At 63.8% G+C, this 12,807-nt stretch carries 12 protein-coding genes; 4 read left to right on the forward strand and 8 right to left on the reverse strand.

Going from position 1 to position 12,807, the window contains the following annotated elements:
- The gene (locus tag AB843_RS18140; protein ID WP_048648286.1) at window positions 1–546 is read left to right on the forward strand and encodes a thioesterase family protein; all 546 of its coding nucleotides are present in this window, start codon (window positions 1–3) and stop codon (window positions 544–546) included.
- A gap of 62 nt (window positions 547–608) precedes the next feature.
- A complete protein-coding gene (locus tag AB843_RS18145; RefSeq protein ID WP_048648287.1) occupies window positions 609–1,226 on the forward strand; it encodes a 2-hydroxychromene-2-carboxylate isomerase in 618 nt (205 codons plus the stop codon).
- A gap of 1 nt (window position 1,227) precedes the next feature.
- Here the strand turns inward: AB843_RS18145 and AB843_RS18150 are convergent, their stop codons facing one another.
- Together AB843_RS18150 and cueR are read right to left on the reverse strand one after the other, a co-directional pair.
- Complete coding sequence (locus AB843_RS18150; RefSeq protein ID WP_048648288.1) at window positions 1,228–1,728, reverse strand: MmcB family DNA repair protein; 501 nt, start codon at window positions 1,726–1,728, stop codon at window positions 1,228–1,230.
- Window positions 1,729–1,788: 60 nt separating this feature from the next.
- The gene (cueR, locus tag AB843_RS18155) at window positions 1,789–2,184 is read right to left on the reverse strand and encodes a Cu(I)-responsive transcriptional regulator (protein WP_048648289.1); all 396 of its coding nucleotides are present in this window, start codon (window positions 2,182–2,184) and stop codon (window positions 1,789–1,791) included.
- 300 nt (window positions 2,185–2,484) lie between these two features.
- Between cueR and AB843_RS18160 the strand changes: the two genes are divergently transcribed.
- Window positions 2,485–3,108 (forward strand): L,D-transpeptidase, encoded by a 624-nt coding sequence (locus AB843_RS18160; RefSeq protein WP_048648290.1) that lies wholly within the window; start codon window positions 2,485–2,487, stop codon window positions 3,106–3,108.
- 100 nt (window positions 3,109–3,208) lie between these two features.
- Here AB843_RS18160 and AB843_RS18165 read toward each other — a convergent pair whose 3' ends face one another.
- The 6 genes from AB843_RS18165 to AB843_RS18190 form a co-directional block, all read right to left on the reverse strand.
- On the reverse strand, window positions 3,209–3,781 hold the full coding sequence (locus tag AB843_RS18165) for a NifU family protein (protein WP_048648291.1): 573 nt from the start codon (window positions 3,779–3,781) through the stop codon (window positions 3,209–3,211).
- 127 nt (window positions 3,782–3,908) lie between these two features.
- On the reverse strand, window positions 3,909–4,400 hold the full coding sequence (locus AB843_RS18170) for a universal stress protein (protein ID WP_048648292.1): 492 nt from the start codon (window positions 4,398–4,400) through the stop codon (window positions 3,909–3,911).
- A 94-nt stretch (window positions 4,401–4,494) separates the two neighbouring features.
- The gene (gene trpS / locus AB843_RS18175) at window positions 4,495–5,562 is read right to left on the reverse strand and encodes a tryptophan--tRNA ligase (RefSeq protein ID WP_048648293.1); all 1,068 of its coding nucleotides are present in this window, start codon (window positions 5,560–5,562) and stop codon (window positions 4,495–4,497) included.
- Window positions 5,563–5,669: 107 nt separating this feature from the next.
- Entirely contained in the window at window positions 5,670–6,869 is a 1,200-nt protein-coding gene (locus tag AB843_RS18180) for an acyltransferase family protein (RefSeq protein ID WP_048648294.1), read from the reverse strand.
- Window positions 6,870–6,923: 54 nt separating this feature from the next.
- On the reverse strand, window positions 6,924–8,498 hold the full coding sequence (murJ, locus tag AB843_RS18185) for a murein biosynthesis integral membrane protein MurJ (protein WP_048648295.1): 1,575 nt from the start codon (window positions 8,496–8,498) through the stop codon (window positions 6,924–6,926).
- A gap of 223 nt (window positions 8,499–8,721) precedes the next feature.
- Window positions 8,722–11,520: a [protein-PII] uridylyltransferase gene (locus AB843_RS18190; protein ID WP_048648323.1), complete on the reverse strand. Its 2,799-nt coding sequence runs from the start codon at window positions 11,518–11,520 to the stop codon at window positions 8,722–8,724.
- 180 nt (window positions 11,521–11,700) lie between these two features.
- Between AB843_RS18190 and AB843_RS18195 the strand changes: the two genes are divergently transcribed.
- Window positions 11,701–12,660: a small ribosomal subunit Rsm22 family protein gene (locus AB843_RS18195; RefSeq protein WP_048648296.1), complete on the forward strand. Its 960-nt coding sequence runs from the start codon at window positions 11,701–11,703 to the stop codon at window positions 12,658–12,660.
- The last annotated feature ends 147 nt before the right edge of the window (window positions 12,661–12,807 follow it).

Consider the following 12,807-nt stretch of genomic DNA (forward strand, 5'->3'; position numbering starts at 1 on the left):
ATGTATGTCTGGATGCGCCTCTTGCGCGTCGCGGCGACCCGTGGTCGCCGCGGCCCCTATCGGCTCGGCGAGGAAAGCCGGCTTACCTTTCGTTGCCTGCCAACCGACGTAGACATGAACATCCACCTGAACAATGCCCGCTACATGATGCTGGCGGACATGGGACGGATCGACATCTTCCTGCGCAGCGGGCTGGTGACGGCGGCGCGCAAGCGCGGCTGGGCGCCGATGCTTGGCGGCTTGCAGACCGTCTATGTGCGCGAAGTGCGCCTGTGGCAGCGCTTCGACGTGGTGTCGACCATCGAGACCTGGGATGAAACGCAGATCATCGGCAGGCACCGTTTCCTGCTCGATGACGGCCGTGTCGCCGCGATCATCCTGACGACCGGCGGCATCTATGATTTTCGCGGCAAGCGTTTCGTCCAGGTGGATGAAGTGATGGGAGCGCTCGGCCACCAGGCAGCACCCCGCCCCCTCGACGCCGAGGAACGCGCCTTCATAACCTCTCATCAAGGGCTGAGGGCTCGCGCTAAATTGTTGTCCTGACATCTTTGCGCGACGGGTTCGCATCGCTACGGTCCGGAACCGATCAAGCACCGGAGATCCGCATGGCCGCCACCGTCGACTATTACCTCACCTCCGCCTCACCGTTCACCTATCTCGGGCACGAGGCGCTGCGTGCCGTGCTCGCCAGGCATGGCGCGACGGTCCGGGTCAAACCGATCAACCTGATGGGTGTCTGGGAAATTTCCGGTGCGGTACCACCGGCCAAGCGGCCGCCCGTGCGCCAGCGCCTGCGCCTGGTGGAATTGCAGCGCATTGCCGATTTTCGCGGCCTGCCGATCAACACGAAGCCGAAACACTGGCCGGTCGACCCGCTTTTGTCGGACCACGTGATTGCGGCCCTTGTCGCGGCCGGGCACGAGCCGATGGGCTATATGGGCCGCATCTTCGCCGCAGTCTGGGCCAACGAGGAGGACATCGCCGATCCGGCGACGCTGGCGAAGCATCTCGAGGCCGAAGGTTTTGACGCCGAGGCCATCCTGGCGGCGGCGAAGACCGAAGCGATCGCCAACATTCGCGCGCAGAACACCAAGGACGCGGTGACCGCCGACGCTGTCGGCGTGCCGACCTATGTGCTGAACGGAGAAGCGTTTTTCGGCCAGGACCGGGTCGAATATCTGGACCGTGCGCTGGCCACGGGACGCCAGCCGTTCAGCGCCTGAATCAAGGCCGTTCGTCGTCGGCCAGCGGCACGGCGATACCGGCCAGCTCTGCTGCGGTGATGCGCGCGGCGCCGGCCCGGGCGAACCGCAGCATCATCGCCTTGCGCGTGGCGGCCGCCAGCCGATGCTCGTCCGCCTCGCGCAGGATTTCCGCACCATAGCCGTCGGAGAGAATGAAACCGCATTCGTCGGGGAAAATCTCCGCCGGCACATCGGGATGCGTGGCGAAGAAGAAGCGGTCGGAATGGAGCCTGTATTCCGGCCATTTGCGATCGACGCGGAAATCCTCCACCGAGGATTTGATCTCGATGATCCAGATATCGCCCTTGCCGGTCAACGCGACCAGGTCGGCGCGCCGTCCAGTGGCCAGCGTCAATTCCGGCAAGACCACCGCGCCCATCTGCAACAGCAGGCGCTGCACGCCACGGCGGATGACCATGGCACGCTCGGACTGGCGGCCATCAGCCAGGGGATTGAAGGAAACAGGTGAAACGATCGGCATGGCGGGACTATGCCATCAACAGAACGAAACGTGAAGATGCAGTGCGCGCCGCGCAGTCGGTCACCCCTTTTCCGCGCCGGCAATGTCGTCGAGGATCGGGCAATCGGGCCGATGATCGCCGTGACAGGCATCGACAAGCTGGCTCAACGTGGCGCGCATCGCCTGCAGTTCGGCGATCTTCTCGTCAATGGCCGTCACATGGGAGACGGCGATCTCGCGCACATCGTGGCTGGCGCGCTTCTTGTCGCGATACAGCGCCATCAGCTGCCGGCATTCCTCGATGGCAAAGCCGAGCCCGCGCGCGCGGCGCAGGAACGTCAGGAAATGCACTTCCTCATCGCTGTAGCTGCGATAGCCGTTCGCGCTGCGATCAGGCGCGACGAGGCCAATTTCCTCATAATAGCGGATCGTCTTGGCCGGCAAGCCCGATCGGCGGGCGGCATCTCCTACATTCATGGCTACCCCACAAGAGCGCCGTGTGTCCCTTCGGACACATGGGACGCTCTATCTCCTCGTCTTTCCGCATTCATGCGGACGTCAGGTGATTCCACCTGAGTGAAAAATGCTCTACGGATACGTCGATTGTTGAATTGATACCTCTGTTGCCATTTTGCAATGTTCGGGGTGAATAAAAGCGCGAAAGCAACAGTGACAAGCTCGAAGTCTTGGCAATTTGTTAACCAACAATTTAAGAATGATGACCAAAGTGTGGCGCATATCCGGCAAGCGCCAGTCAATTCGGGGAACGGAGACCGCATGAAATTCAGATCTTTTGTCATCGCCGCTGCATTGGGGCTTGCAACGGCTCTGGCAGGCTGTACCGCCGGCGGGCCGCTCAAGGTATTCACCTCGGACTACGGAACCGTCAGGGATGCGGGCTACCAGTTGCCGCGCATTCCCATCAACCAGGTACCCCGGCAGTATCACCGCCAGATCGTCTCCTTCGACACCAAGGAGAAGCCCGGCACGATCATCGTCGATACGGACGCGAAGTTCCTTTACTTCGTTCTGGAAGGCGGCAAGGCCATGCGTTACGGCATTGGCGTCGGACGCGAGGGCTTCGAATGGGCCGGCACGGCGCGCGTGGCGATGAAGCGCGAATGGCCGACCTGGACGCCGCCATCGGCAATGATCGGCCGGCAGCCGGAACTCGCCAAATGGCGCCAGGGCATGCCTCCGGGGCTGCAGAACCCGCTCGGCGCGCGCGCGCTCTACCTGTTCAACAAGGGCGGCGACACCGGCTATCGCCTGCACGGCACGCCCGAATGGGCTTCCATCGGCAAGGCCATGTCCTCCGGCTGCATCAGAATGATGAACCAGGACGTCATCGATCTTTACAACCGTACGGAAATTGGTGCTAAAGTCATCGTCAAGCGGTAGGAACCGTCTCAGCGACTTGGGCCTGTTCAGCAGGCGCAAAGAAAAACCGGGCCTTGGAGCCCGGTTTTTTTTGTTTCACCACCGCCTGCCTCAGGCAGCGTCAAACAACCTGCTCGACCTGGCGAACCTCGGGCACGAAATGGTGCAGCAGGTTCTGGATGCCGTGCTTCAAGGTCGCCGTCGATGAGGGGCAACCGGCGCAGGCGCCCTTCATGTGCAGGAACACCGTCCCCTTCTCGTAGCCGCGGAAAGTGATGTCGCCGCCATCCTGGGCAACGGCCGGACGGACGCGGGTCTCCAGCAATTCCTTGATCGTCGAGACGATTTCCTCGTCCGCCGCATCGTAAAATTCTCCCTCCTCGGAGGAAGGTATGCCTGGACCGGCGGAGGCCATGACCGGCTGGCCGGACATGAAATGCTCCATGATGGTGCCAAGGATCGCCGGCTTCAGATGCTGCCAATCCGGCCCACCATCCTTGGTGACGGTGATGAAATCATAGCCGAAGAAGACGCCGGTCACGCCCGGCACCTCGAACAGATGTCCAGCCAGGGGCGAGGCCTCGCCGGCGGCTTCAGCCTCGCGAAAATCGGCAGTGCCCTCTTCCAGCACGACGCGGCCAGGCAGGAATTTCAGCGTCGCGGGATTGGGGGTCGCTTCGGTCTGAATGAACATCGTTGGTTTTCCGTTCCGGCGTTTCTGGCGAATGTTTCTTGGAATAGTTCTAAAATAGGCGGAAAGCACGCTGCGTTCAAGCAGCGAAATGCAGCCATTCGGTTCATATATGGGGATGGCGTGGCGGCTATGCCAGCGTTTCGATCTCTTCGTCGCTGAGATTCTGCGGCACGACGGTGACGGGAATCGGAAAGGCTGCGGTCTTGCCGGCGATGGATGAGACGAGCGGACCGGGCCCTTCCTTGGCGTTGCCGGCGGCCAGGACCAGAATCGCGATGTCCTGGTCTTCCTCGATCAGCTTGTGGATCTCGTCGGCCGGCTTGCCTTCGCGCACCACCAGCTCAGGTTCGATGCTGATCGATTCGCGAATCTTTGCCGCATGGGTATCGAGCGTGGCGTTGGCCGTCGCCAACGCTTCCTCGCGCATGATCTGCTCGACGCCCAGCCAATGCTGAAAATCGCCGGGTTCGATGACGAACAGAAGAACCAGCCCGCCATTGGTTGCCTGCACGCGCCGCGCCGCATAGGCGGCCGCCCGTTCGCATTCGGGCGTATCGTCGATAATCGCAAGGAACTTGCGGCGGTGCCCCGCTTCGCGGATCAGTCGCTTGGAGACCATTCAGACGTCCTGTATCGCAGGCGAAGGAGCCGCCCCATCCGGTTGCAATCTGCCATTGCCGATGGCTTTGGGCAAGACTGGCACATTCGGGAGATCAACCGCCGATCAGGCCGATGATCTCACGCACCGTCTTCATGGTCGTCTCGGCCTTCTCGCGGGCGCGCAGCGCGCCATCGCGCAGAACGCCGTCGATATAGGCGGGGTCGGCCGAAATGCGGCGCATCTCGCCGGCGATGGGCGACAGCTTTTCAACGGCAAGTTCGGCCAGTGCCGGCTTGAAGTCGGAGAACTGGCGGCCGCCGAAATCGGCAAGCACATCGGCGCGCGACACACCGGCCAGCGCCGAATAGATGCCGACCAGGTTCTGCGCCTCGGGCCGTCCCTCGAGACCGGCGACCTCGGAAGGCAGCGCCTCGGGATCGGTCTTCGCCTTCTTGATCTTCCTGGAGATCGCGTCGGCATCGTCGGTCAGGTTGATGCGCGACAGATCGGAAGGGTCGGATTTCGACATCTTCTTGGACCCGTCGCGCAGACTCATGACGCGCGTCACCGGCCCCTCGATCAGCGGCTCGGTCAGCGGGAAGAAGCCGTTCACCTTCTCCTCGCCGACTTCCATCTCGACGCCGCAGCCAAGCTCGGCGATGCGCCCGGAGAAATCATTGTTGAATTTCTGCGCGACGTCGCGTGTCAGTTCCAGATGCTGCTTCTGGTCGTCGCCGACCGGCACATGGGTTGCGCGATAGACGAGGATGTCGGCGGCCATCAGGCTCGGATAGGCGAGCAGGCCGAGCGAGGCGTTCTCGCGGTCCTTGCCGGCCTTGTCCTTGAACTGTGTCATGCGGTTCATCCAGCCGATGCGGGCGACGCAATTGAAGATCCACGCCAGTTCCGCGTGCTGCATCACCTGGCTCTGGTTGAAGACGATGTGCTTCCGGGGGTCGATGCCGCTGGCCAGGAAGGCGGCGGTGATCGACCGCGTCTGCTCCGCCAGGTCGTCATGCACCAGCGTCGCCGTCAGCGAATGCAGATCGACGACGCAATAGATGCACTCATGGCTCTCCTGCAGCGCGACGAATTTCTGCAGCGCGCCCAGATAATTGCCGAGATGGAGATTGCCCGTCGGCTGAACGCCGGAAAAGACGAGCTCCTTGAATTCGCTCATGGATCATTCCTGAGTACTGGCCCGAGTACTGGCCTGAATGCCGGTCAGCGCGATGCCGCGCGCTCTGGCTTATGAACGACGCGAAACCGGCAATCAAGCCCCGGCAATCAAGCACCATGCGCCGAGCGTGTCCCGGCGGTTTCGCCCGGCGCTTCTTTCCGCCCGCGCGGCGCAAGCCCGACCAGGAGGCCAAGCCGGCCCGGCACGAACTCCGCCGCCATGGCAAACAGCAGCGAGCCGGCAAAGGTGGCGAACAGCACCAGGGCATATTCCTGCCAGACGCCGAGACCAAGCGGCAGCACGTAGTACAGGGCTGCGACAACGATGGTCTGGTGCACGATGTAGAGCGGAAACACCTTGCGGTTGAGCCAGGAGATCGTGACGCTCCGCGCATTCATATAGCGCGCGGCGAACCCCATCAGCGCCAGGATCATCGTCCAGGCCAACGCCAGGATTGCCGTCTTGAACAGCGGCGTCATGCGATCATAGTCGCCAATCGAAAAGCCGCCGTGATCGGTCCACGAGAACAGATACAGCGCCATTGACAGCGCCAGGGCCAGCGTCGCGCTCAGCCAACGCCGGGCGACGATCCCGTCGATCAGGACGCGATGATGGCGGGCGAACAGGAAGCCGAGACCGAACCAGCTCGCCCAGACGGCGAACCAGGCGCCGTCATTGTAGAGCGCGTTGGTCTGGTGCGGAAAGATCGGCGAGAAAACGAGATTGAGCGCCAGCGGCAGGAGGAAGAGCAGATAGACCCAGAACGACGAGGCGATGCGCTCGAACCAGTCCATGACGGGCCTCATGCGCGGCGCGTCGAGCAGGCGAAAGACGGGGTAGCAAACGAAAGTCATCACCAGGAGATAGGCGACGAACCACATATGCGCCCAGGTGAAATTGCCGTCCGGATATTTGCCCTCGGTGAAATAGCGGGTCAGCCAGAAGGTCAGGAAAGAGCCCCGATAACCGTCCTCATACATGCGTTCATACCAGACCTGCGGCACGAGGATGACGCACATGGCGAAGATGAGCGGCAGAAACAGGCGCACGAAGCGCCCCTTCAGGAAGGCGAAACCGGAAACGCGGCGGAAGACGAACCAGGTGCCCATGCCGGAGACGAAGAAGAGCAGCGCCAGCCGCCAGGCGCGCGGATGCTTCATCACCAGCGACAGCGCAGCACTCCCTTCCGGCGCCTCGATCAGCCATTTCATGTCGGGAAAGAAGGCGACCGAGGCATGGTAGGCGATCAGCAGCAGGAAAGCCGAAACGCGCAGAAAGTCGATGTAGTAAAGCCGTTGCTGCTGCATGGTGCCCGCCCCCGAGATCGGCAGGCACCATAGTGGTTGGCGTTTCGCGTTCGGTTAATGCGGGGCGTTTTTCTTTCGCCGCCGCATGACGCGGCCGAGCTCGCTTCGGTCGATGGCGCCGGTCAGGATCACGACGGCGAAATAGGCCATTGCCGCCAGCGCAATGATCAGCACGACGGCGGCGACCCGCACCAGCAGCAGCGGATGCCCGACCAGGCCCGGCAGAGCGGCGAGCAGCCCCCACACCACCAGGCCCATGACGAGGCTGCCGGCGAGCATGAAGGCGATGCGCCTGAGCGTCAGTGCCGAGGGTCGGAAATCGCCGCGCCGCCACAGCGTCGCAGCCAGAAGGACGACGTTGACCCAGGCCGATAGCGCTGTCGCGCCGGCGATCGCCACATGGCCATAGACCGGAAACAGCGCCAGGCTGACCGCGACGTTGACGATGACGGTGATCAGCGAGAACCACATCGGCGTCTTCATGTCCTCGCGGGCGAAGAAGCCCGGCTGGAACACCTTGGCCAGCACATAGGCCGGCAGGCCGCTGGCGAAGGCGGCAAGTGCTGCGGCCGTCAGCGCCGTGTCGTGCGCGGTGAACTGGCCGCGCTCGTAGAGGATGGCGACGATGGGCGCCGGCATGACCATCAGGCCGACCGCCGCCGGCAAGGTCAGGCCGAGGGCGAATTCCAGCGAGCGGTTCTGCAGATGCTGCGCATCGGCGAAATCGCCGGCCTTCAGCGCCCGCGCAAGCTCCGGCAGAAGCACCACGCCGACGGCGATGCCGATGACGCCGAGCGGCAATTGGTTGATGCGGTCGGCAAAGTTCAGCAGACCGATGGCGTTGTCCTGCGTCGAGGCGATGATCTGCCCGACGAGCAGATTGATCTGCATGATGCCGCCGGTGACCAGCGCCGGCCCCATCAACACCAGCAGCCGCCGGACGCCCGGCGTCAGGCGAGGGCGGCGGATGCGCATGGAAAAGCCTTCGCGCCGCGCGCCCTGGATCAGGAAGAAAAGCTGCGCCAGACCGGAGACGAATACGCCCCAGGCGAGCCAGACGCCGGTTTCGCGCGGATCGAGCTGGAGATAGAGCGCGGCCAGAAGCACACCGATGAGGATGACGTTGAGCAGGGTCGGCACCAGCGCTGCCAGGAAATAGCGGCGCATCGCATTCAGTATGCCGGAGAACATCGCCACCAGCGACATGCAGAACAGATAGGGGAACATGATCCGCGTCATGACGACGGTCAGGTCGAACTTTTCGGGGTTGGCGGAAAAGCCCGGGGCAATGATGGTCGCCACCAGCACGGGCATGGCAATCATGGCGAGGGCAGACAAGGCCAGCAGCGCCGTCATCAGCACGGTCAGAACGTCCTCGCCGAAGCGGCGCGCAGCCTCCAGGCCGCCGCCTTCCATCTCCTTGGCGAAAAGAGGGATGAAGGCGGTGTTGAACGCCCCTTCGGCAAACAGCCGGCGGAACAGGTTGGGAAACCGGAAAGCGGCGTAGAAGGCGTCCGTCACCGGGCCGACGCCGATCGCCGCGGCGATCAGCGCCTCGCGGGCGAAGCCCAATATGCGGCTGGCCATGGTGGCGCTGCCGACGCTGGCGAATTTTCCGATGAGGCTCATGGGTGGGCGGATCCGTATCTGCGGCAGCGCCCTACGTCGCCCCTCTCTGCCCTGCCGGGCATCTCCCCCTCAAGGGGGGAGATCAGCTTTCGTCGACGCCCTGCCCTTCGTGTGTCGTTGAAGACTGGCGAAAAAAGCCGTGCCAGCCAATCTCCCCCCTTGAGGGGGAGATGCCCGGCAGGGCAGAGGGGGGTGGTGCAGGAGAAAGCGCCCAACGTGATTATCATTCCGCCGCCACCTTGGCCTTGCGCTTGGCAGGGCGCGTCACACCGCTTTCCAGCGTTTTCAGCAATGTCTTGCGGATCGTCTCCAGCCGATCGGGGTTGACGATCTTCTGGCCAGTCAGATCGCTCACGTAGAATGTGTCGATCACCTTTTCGCCGAAGGTCGTGATGTGCGCCGAGGCGATGTCGAGCGACAGGTCGGACAGGGTTTCGGTCACCTCCGACAGGAGGCCCGGCCGGTCGAGCCCCTTGACCTCCACCACCGAGAAGCGATTCGACAGCGTGTTGCCGATCTCGACACGTGGCACGACCCGGAAAGCTTTCGTCCCGCGGCGCGGCTTGGCGCGCTTTTCGATCATCTCCGGCAGGTAGGATTTGCCTGACAAAACATCCTCGATCAGCTTGCCGATGCGCTCGGCGCGGCGGCGCTCGTCGGCGTCGAAATCGAATTCGCGGCTGATCAGGATCGTGTCGAGCGCCCGCCCGTGCGTCGTCGTGAAGATCTGCGCATCGACGATGTTGGCGCCGGCCGCCGAGCAGGCGCCGGCGATCACCGAAAGAAGGCGCGGATGGTCGGGCGCGAAGACGGTGATCTCCGTCACCGCCTCGAAAGTGTGCGGCTTGACCATGGTCGCAAGCGCGCGGCTTTCCTTCTCCGCCTCGCGGATGAAATCGGCATGGCGCAGCTGATCATCGAGATCGACGGCCAGCAGATAGGCCGAGTAGTGGAGGCCGAGATAATTATCGATGTCGGCCTGCGGCCATTGTTGCTCGGCCAGCGCCTGCGCCAGGCGCTGGCGCGCCTCGTCGGCGCGGATCGAGCGCGAGGCCTCGGAGAAACCGCCGGTGAGGAGCACTTCGGTCTCGTAATAGAGCGTGCGCAGGAGCTGGCCCTTCCAGCCGTTCCAGACGCCGGGGCCGACACCGCGAATGTCGCAGACGGTCAGCACCAGGAGCAGCTTCAGCCGCTCGACCGACTGCACCATGTCGGCGAAATCCTGGATCGTCTTGCGGTCGTTCAGGTCGCGTGTCTGGGCGACCATCGACATATCGAGGTGATGCTCGACCAGCCAGGCGATCATCTCCGTTTCCTTGGCGTCGAAGCCCATGTGCGGGCACAGGCGGCGGGCAATGCGGGCGCCTGCCGTCGAGTGGTCCTCGGGCCGGCCCTTGGCGATGTCGTGCAGCAGGATCGTCGTGTAGAGCACCGGCCGCCATGCCTTCAGCGACGGCATCAGCGAATGCGACAGCGGGTGCAGCTTCTCGCCGTCGCCATGCTCGATCTCGGAGAGCACGCCGATGCAGCGGATCAGGTGCTCGTCGACCGTGTAGTGGTGGTACATGTTGAACTGCATCATCGCGACGATCTTGTTGAAATCGGGGATGAGCTTGCCGAGCACGCCGGCCTCGTTCATGCGCCGCATGTTGAGCGCCGGGTCGCGGTCCGAGGTCAGGATGTCCATGAACAGCCGGTTGGCCTCGCGGTCGCGGCGCAGATCGCGGTCGATCAGCTTCAGCGAGCGGGTAAGCAGCTTCAGCGCCTCGGGGTGGTATTCCAGCCCGTGCTTGTCGGCGAACCAGAACAGCCTGAGCAGGTTCACCGGGTCGCGCTCGAAGACGCCTTCGTCGGCAACGTTGATGCGGTGGTTGTCGACGATGAAATCGCTCGTGCCGGCAAGCTTCCTGCGGCGGCGCGAGAAGGTCATGAAGAAGCGGTTGAAGCCGGGGACGTGCTTGCCCTGTTCCTCCTCCAGCGCAGCGCAGAAGATGCGGGTCAGGTCGCCGACCGCCTTGGCGGTGAGGAAGTAATGCTTCATGAAACGCTCGACCGCCGAAAGGCCTGGATGGCTGGTGTAGCCAAGGCGCTCGGCAATGTCGCGCTGGATGTCGAAATGGAGCCGTTCCTCGGGCTTGCCGGTGAGAAAATGCATGTGGCAGCGCACCGCCCAGAGGAAGTCCTCCGCCTTGCGGAACTGCAGATACTCCTTGCGCGTGAAGACACCCTTGGCGACAAGCTCGTCGGCCTCGCGCACGCGATAGAAATATTTGCCGATCCAGAACAGCGTGTGCAGGTCGCGCAGACCGCCCTTGCCGTCCTTGACATTCGGCTCGACCAGATAGCGGCTTTCGCCGGCCTTGGCGTGGCGCAGGTCGCGCTCGGCGAGCTTGGCCTGGCTGTATTCGGCGCCCGTATCCTTGACCACTTCCTCGTCGAAACGCTCGACCAGCTCGTCGTACAGCGCCTCCTCGCCGCAGACGAAGCGGGCTTCCAGCACCGCCGTGCGGATGGTCATGTCGGTGCGCGCCTGGCGGATGCATTCATCGATGTTGCGCGTCGCGTGGCCGACCTTCAGCCCCATGTCCCACAGCATGTAGAGCGCGTATTCGACGATCTGCTCGCCCCACGGCGTCTGCTTGTAGGGGAGCAGGAACAGAAGGTCGATGTCGGAACCCGGCGCCAGCGTGCCGCGCCCGTAGCCGCCGACGGCAACGATCGCCATGCGTTCGGCCGACGAGGGGTTCTGCGCGGGATAGATGTGCGTGGCGGCAAACTGATAGAGGGCGCCGATCACCTCGTCCATCAGATGCGACAGGCGCGCCGCACAGGCCGTGCCACCGCCATCGGCCATCAGCATGATCTCCGCCGCCTTGCGACCCTCGGCGATGCGTTGCTTCAGCACCGCCATCACGGATTTGCGCAGTTCGGAGCCGGTCGATTTTTCCGCCAGGCCGGACAGTTCGGCGCGCAGGGCACCGCCGTCGATGATCTGGTCGAGCTTGAGAGGAATCTTGGCCATGCATTTCCCGTTGCGGCCGGCGCCCTTGCGGACATGCACCGAAGCATGAAGCAAAATACCGGCGGCGCTGTATAGCCTGTTTTGCCACGACACGGAACGGCTGCAAAGGGCCGCTTGTTGCGCCGCACGCGTCTTGCCGCTATTCGGGCTGCATTTCGCGCAGACAGGACATCGTTTCGAATGGAACTTCCCCCGCACCTCCGCCAGGCGGTCGATGCGATACTGGAAGGCACGCCGCTGGCCGACATCCAGCGCGCCGCCGACCTTCTGTCGCGCCGCTACCGCAGCGAGACGCGCGACGGGCGCCTGCATGTGGGCGACGACCTGGCGGCGAAGGCTTATCTGGCGACACGCCTGCCCGCCACCTATGCCGCCATACGCCAATGCCTCGACGATCTGGCCGCGCGCCACGAGACGTTCACGCCGGCGCGCCTCCTCGATGTCGGCGCGGGGCCGGGCACCGCCATGTGGGCGGCGCGGGATCAATGGCCGGCCCTGCACGACGCGACGATGGTCGAGGCGAGCGCCGCCATGCGGCAAGCCGGCGAAGCCCTTGCCCAAAACGCCTGGTCATCGATCTCCTGGCGGACAATGAGCGTCGAGGACGGCTTGCCGGGCATCGAGCCCGCCGATCTCGTCACATTGTGCTACGTGCTCGACGAGCTTTCGCCGGCCGCACGCGACACGCTGACCGACCGGCTTTGGCATCTGACGGCCGACACACTGCTGATCGTCGAGCCGGGCACTCCGGCCGGCTGGCAGCGCATCCTGGCGGCGCGCTCGCGGCTGGTCGCGCTCGGCGCCCATGTCGCAGCACCCTGCCCCCACCAAGTGTCCTGCCCGGTCGCCCCACCCGACTGGTGCCACTTTTCGCGCCGCGTCGCCCGCTCGCGGCTGCACCGCATGGCCAAGGGCGGCGAAGTGCCGTGGGAGGACGAGAAATTCGCCTATCTCGCGGTTTCGCGCCGGTCTGCCGGCGCGGATTACGCGCGGGTTCTTGCCCAGCCGAAGGCGGCGAGCGGCATGGTGCGGCTGAAACTTTGCCGGTCTGACGGCAGCCTTGAGGAAAGGCTGGTGACGCGGCGCGAAGGATCGGTGTTCAAGGCTGCGCGGAAGGCGGATTGGGGCGATGCGCTTTAAGCGGCACATGCCTTTGCCGTTCCGGCATGGATCCTCGGGTCAAGCCCGAGGATGACGAATGACGGGGAGGTTGTTGTCGCTCATAAGCCGTCGCGATTGGTAACACCCACTGCCACAACTCGTCATCCTCGGGCTTGACCCGAGCAA

Source organism: Nitratireductor soli (genome assembly GCF_001050155.1).
In the GTDB taxonomy this organism is placed as follows: domain Bacteria; phylum Pseudomonadota; class Alphaproteobacteria; order Rhizobiales; family Rhizobiaceae; genus Nitratireductor; species Nitratireductor soli.

Bases quoted from the DNA above. Each gene is read 5' to 3' on its own strand.
- AB843_RS18140 (WP_048648286.1), top strand. From the start codon at position 1: ATGTATGTCTGGATGCGCCTCTTGCGCGTCGCGGCGACCCGTGGTCGC.
- AB843_RS18145 (WP_048648287.1), top strand. From the start codon at position 609: ATGGCCGCCACCGTCGACTATTACCTCACCTCCGCCTCACCGTTCACC.
- AB843_RS18150 (WP_048648288.1), bottom strand. From the start codon at position 1,728: ATGCCGATCGTTTCACCTGTTTCCTTCAATCCCCTGGCTGATGGCCGC.
- cueR (WP_048648289.1), bottom strand. From the start codon at position 2,184: ATGAATGTAGGAGATGCCGCCCGCCGATCGGGCTTGCCGGCCAAGACG.
- AB843_RS18160 (WP_048648290.1), top strand. From the start codon at position 2,485: ATGAAATTCAGATCTTTTGTCATCGCCGCTGCATTGGGGCTTGCAACG.
- AB843_RS18165 (WP_048648291.1), bottom strand. From the start codon at position 3,781: ATGTTCATTCAGACCGAAGCGACCCCCAATCCCGCGACGCTGAAATTC.
- AB843_RS18170 (WP_048648292.1), bottom strand. From the start codon at position 4,400: ATGGTCTCCAAGCGACTGATCCGCGAAGCGGGGCACCGCCGCAAGTTC.
- trpS (WP_048648293.1), bottom strand. From the start codon at position 5,562: ATGAGCGAATTCAAGGAGCTCGTCTTTTCCGGCGTTCAGCCGACGGGC.
- AB843_RS18180 (WP_048648294.1), bottom strand. From the start codon at position 6,869: ATGCAGCAGCAACGGCTTTACTACATCGACTTTCTGCGCGTTTCGGCT.
- murJ (WP_048648295.1), bottom strand. From the start codon at position 8,498: ATGAGCCTCATCGGAAAATTCGCCAGCGTCGGCAGCGCCACCATGGCC.
- AB843_RS18190 (WP_048648323.1), bottom strand. From the start codon at position 11,520: ATGGCCAAGATTCCTCTCAAGCTCGACCAGATCATCGACGGCGGTGCC.
- AB843_RS18195 (WP_048648296.1), top strand. From the start codon at position 11,701: ATGGAACTTCCCCCGCACCTCCGCCAGGCGGTCGATGCGATACTGGAA.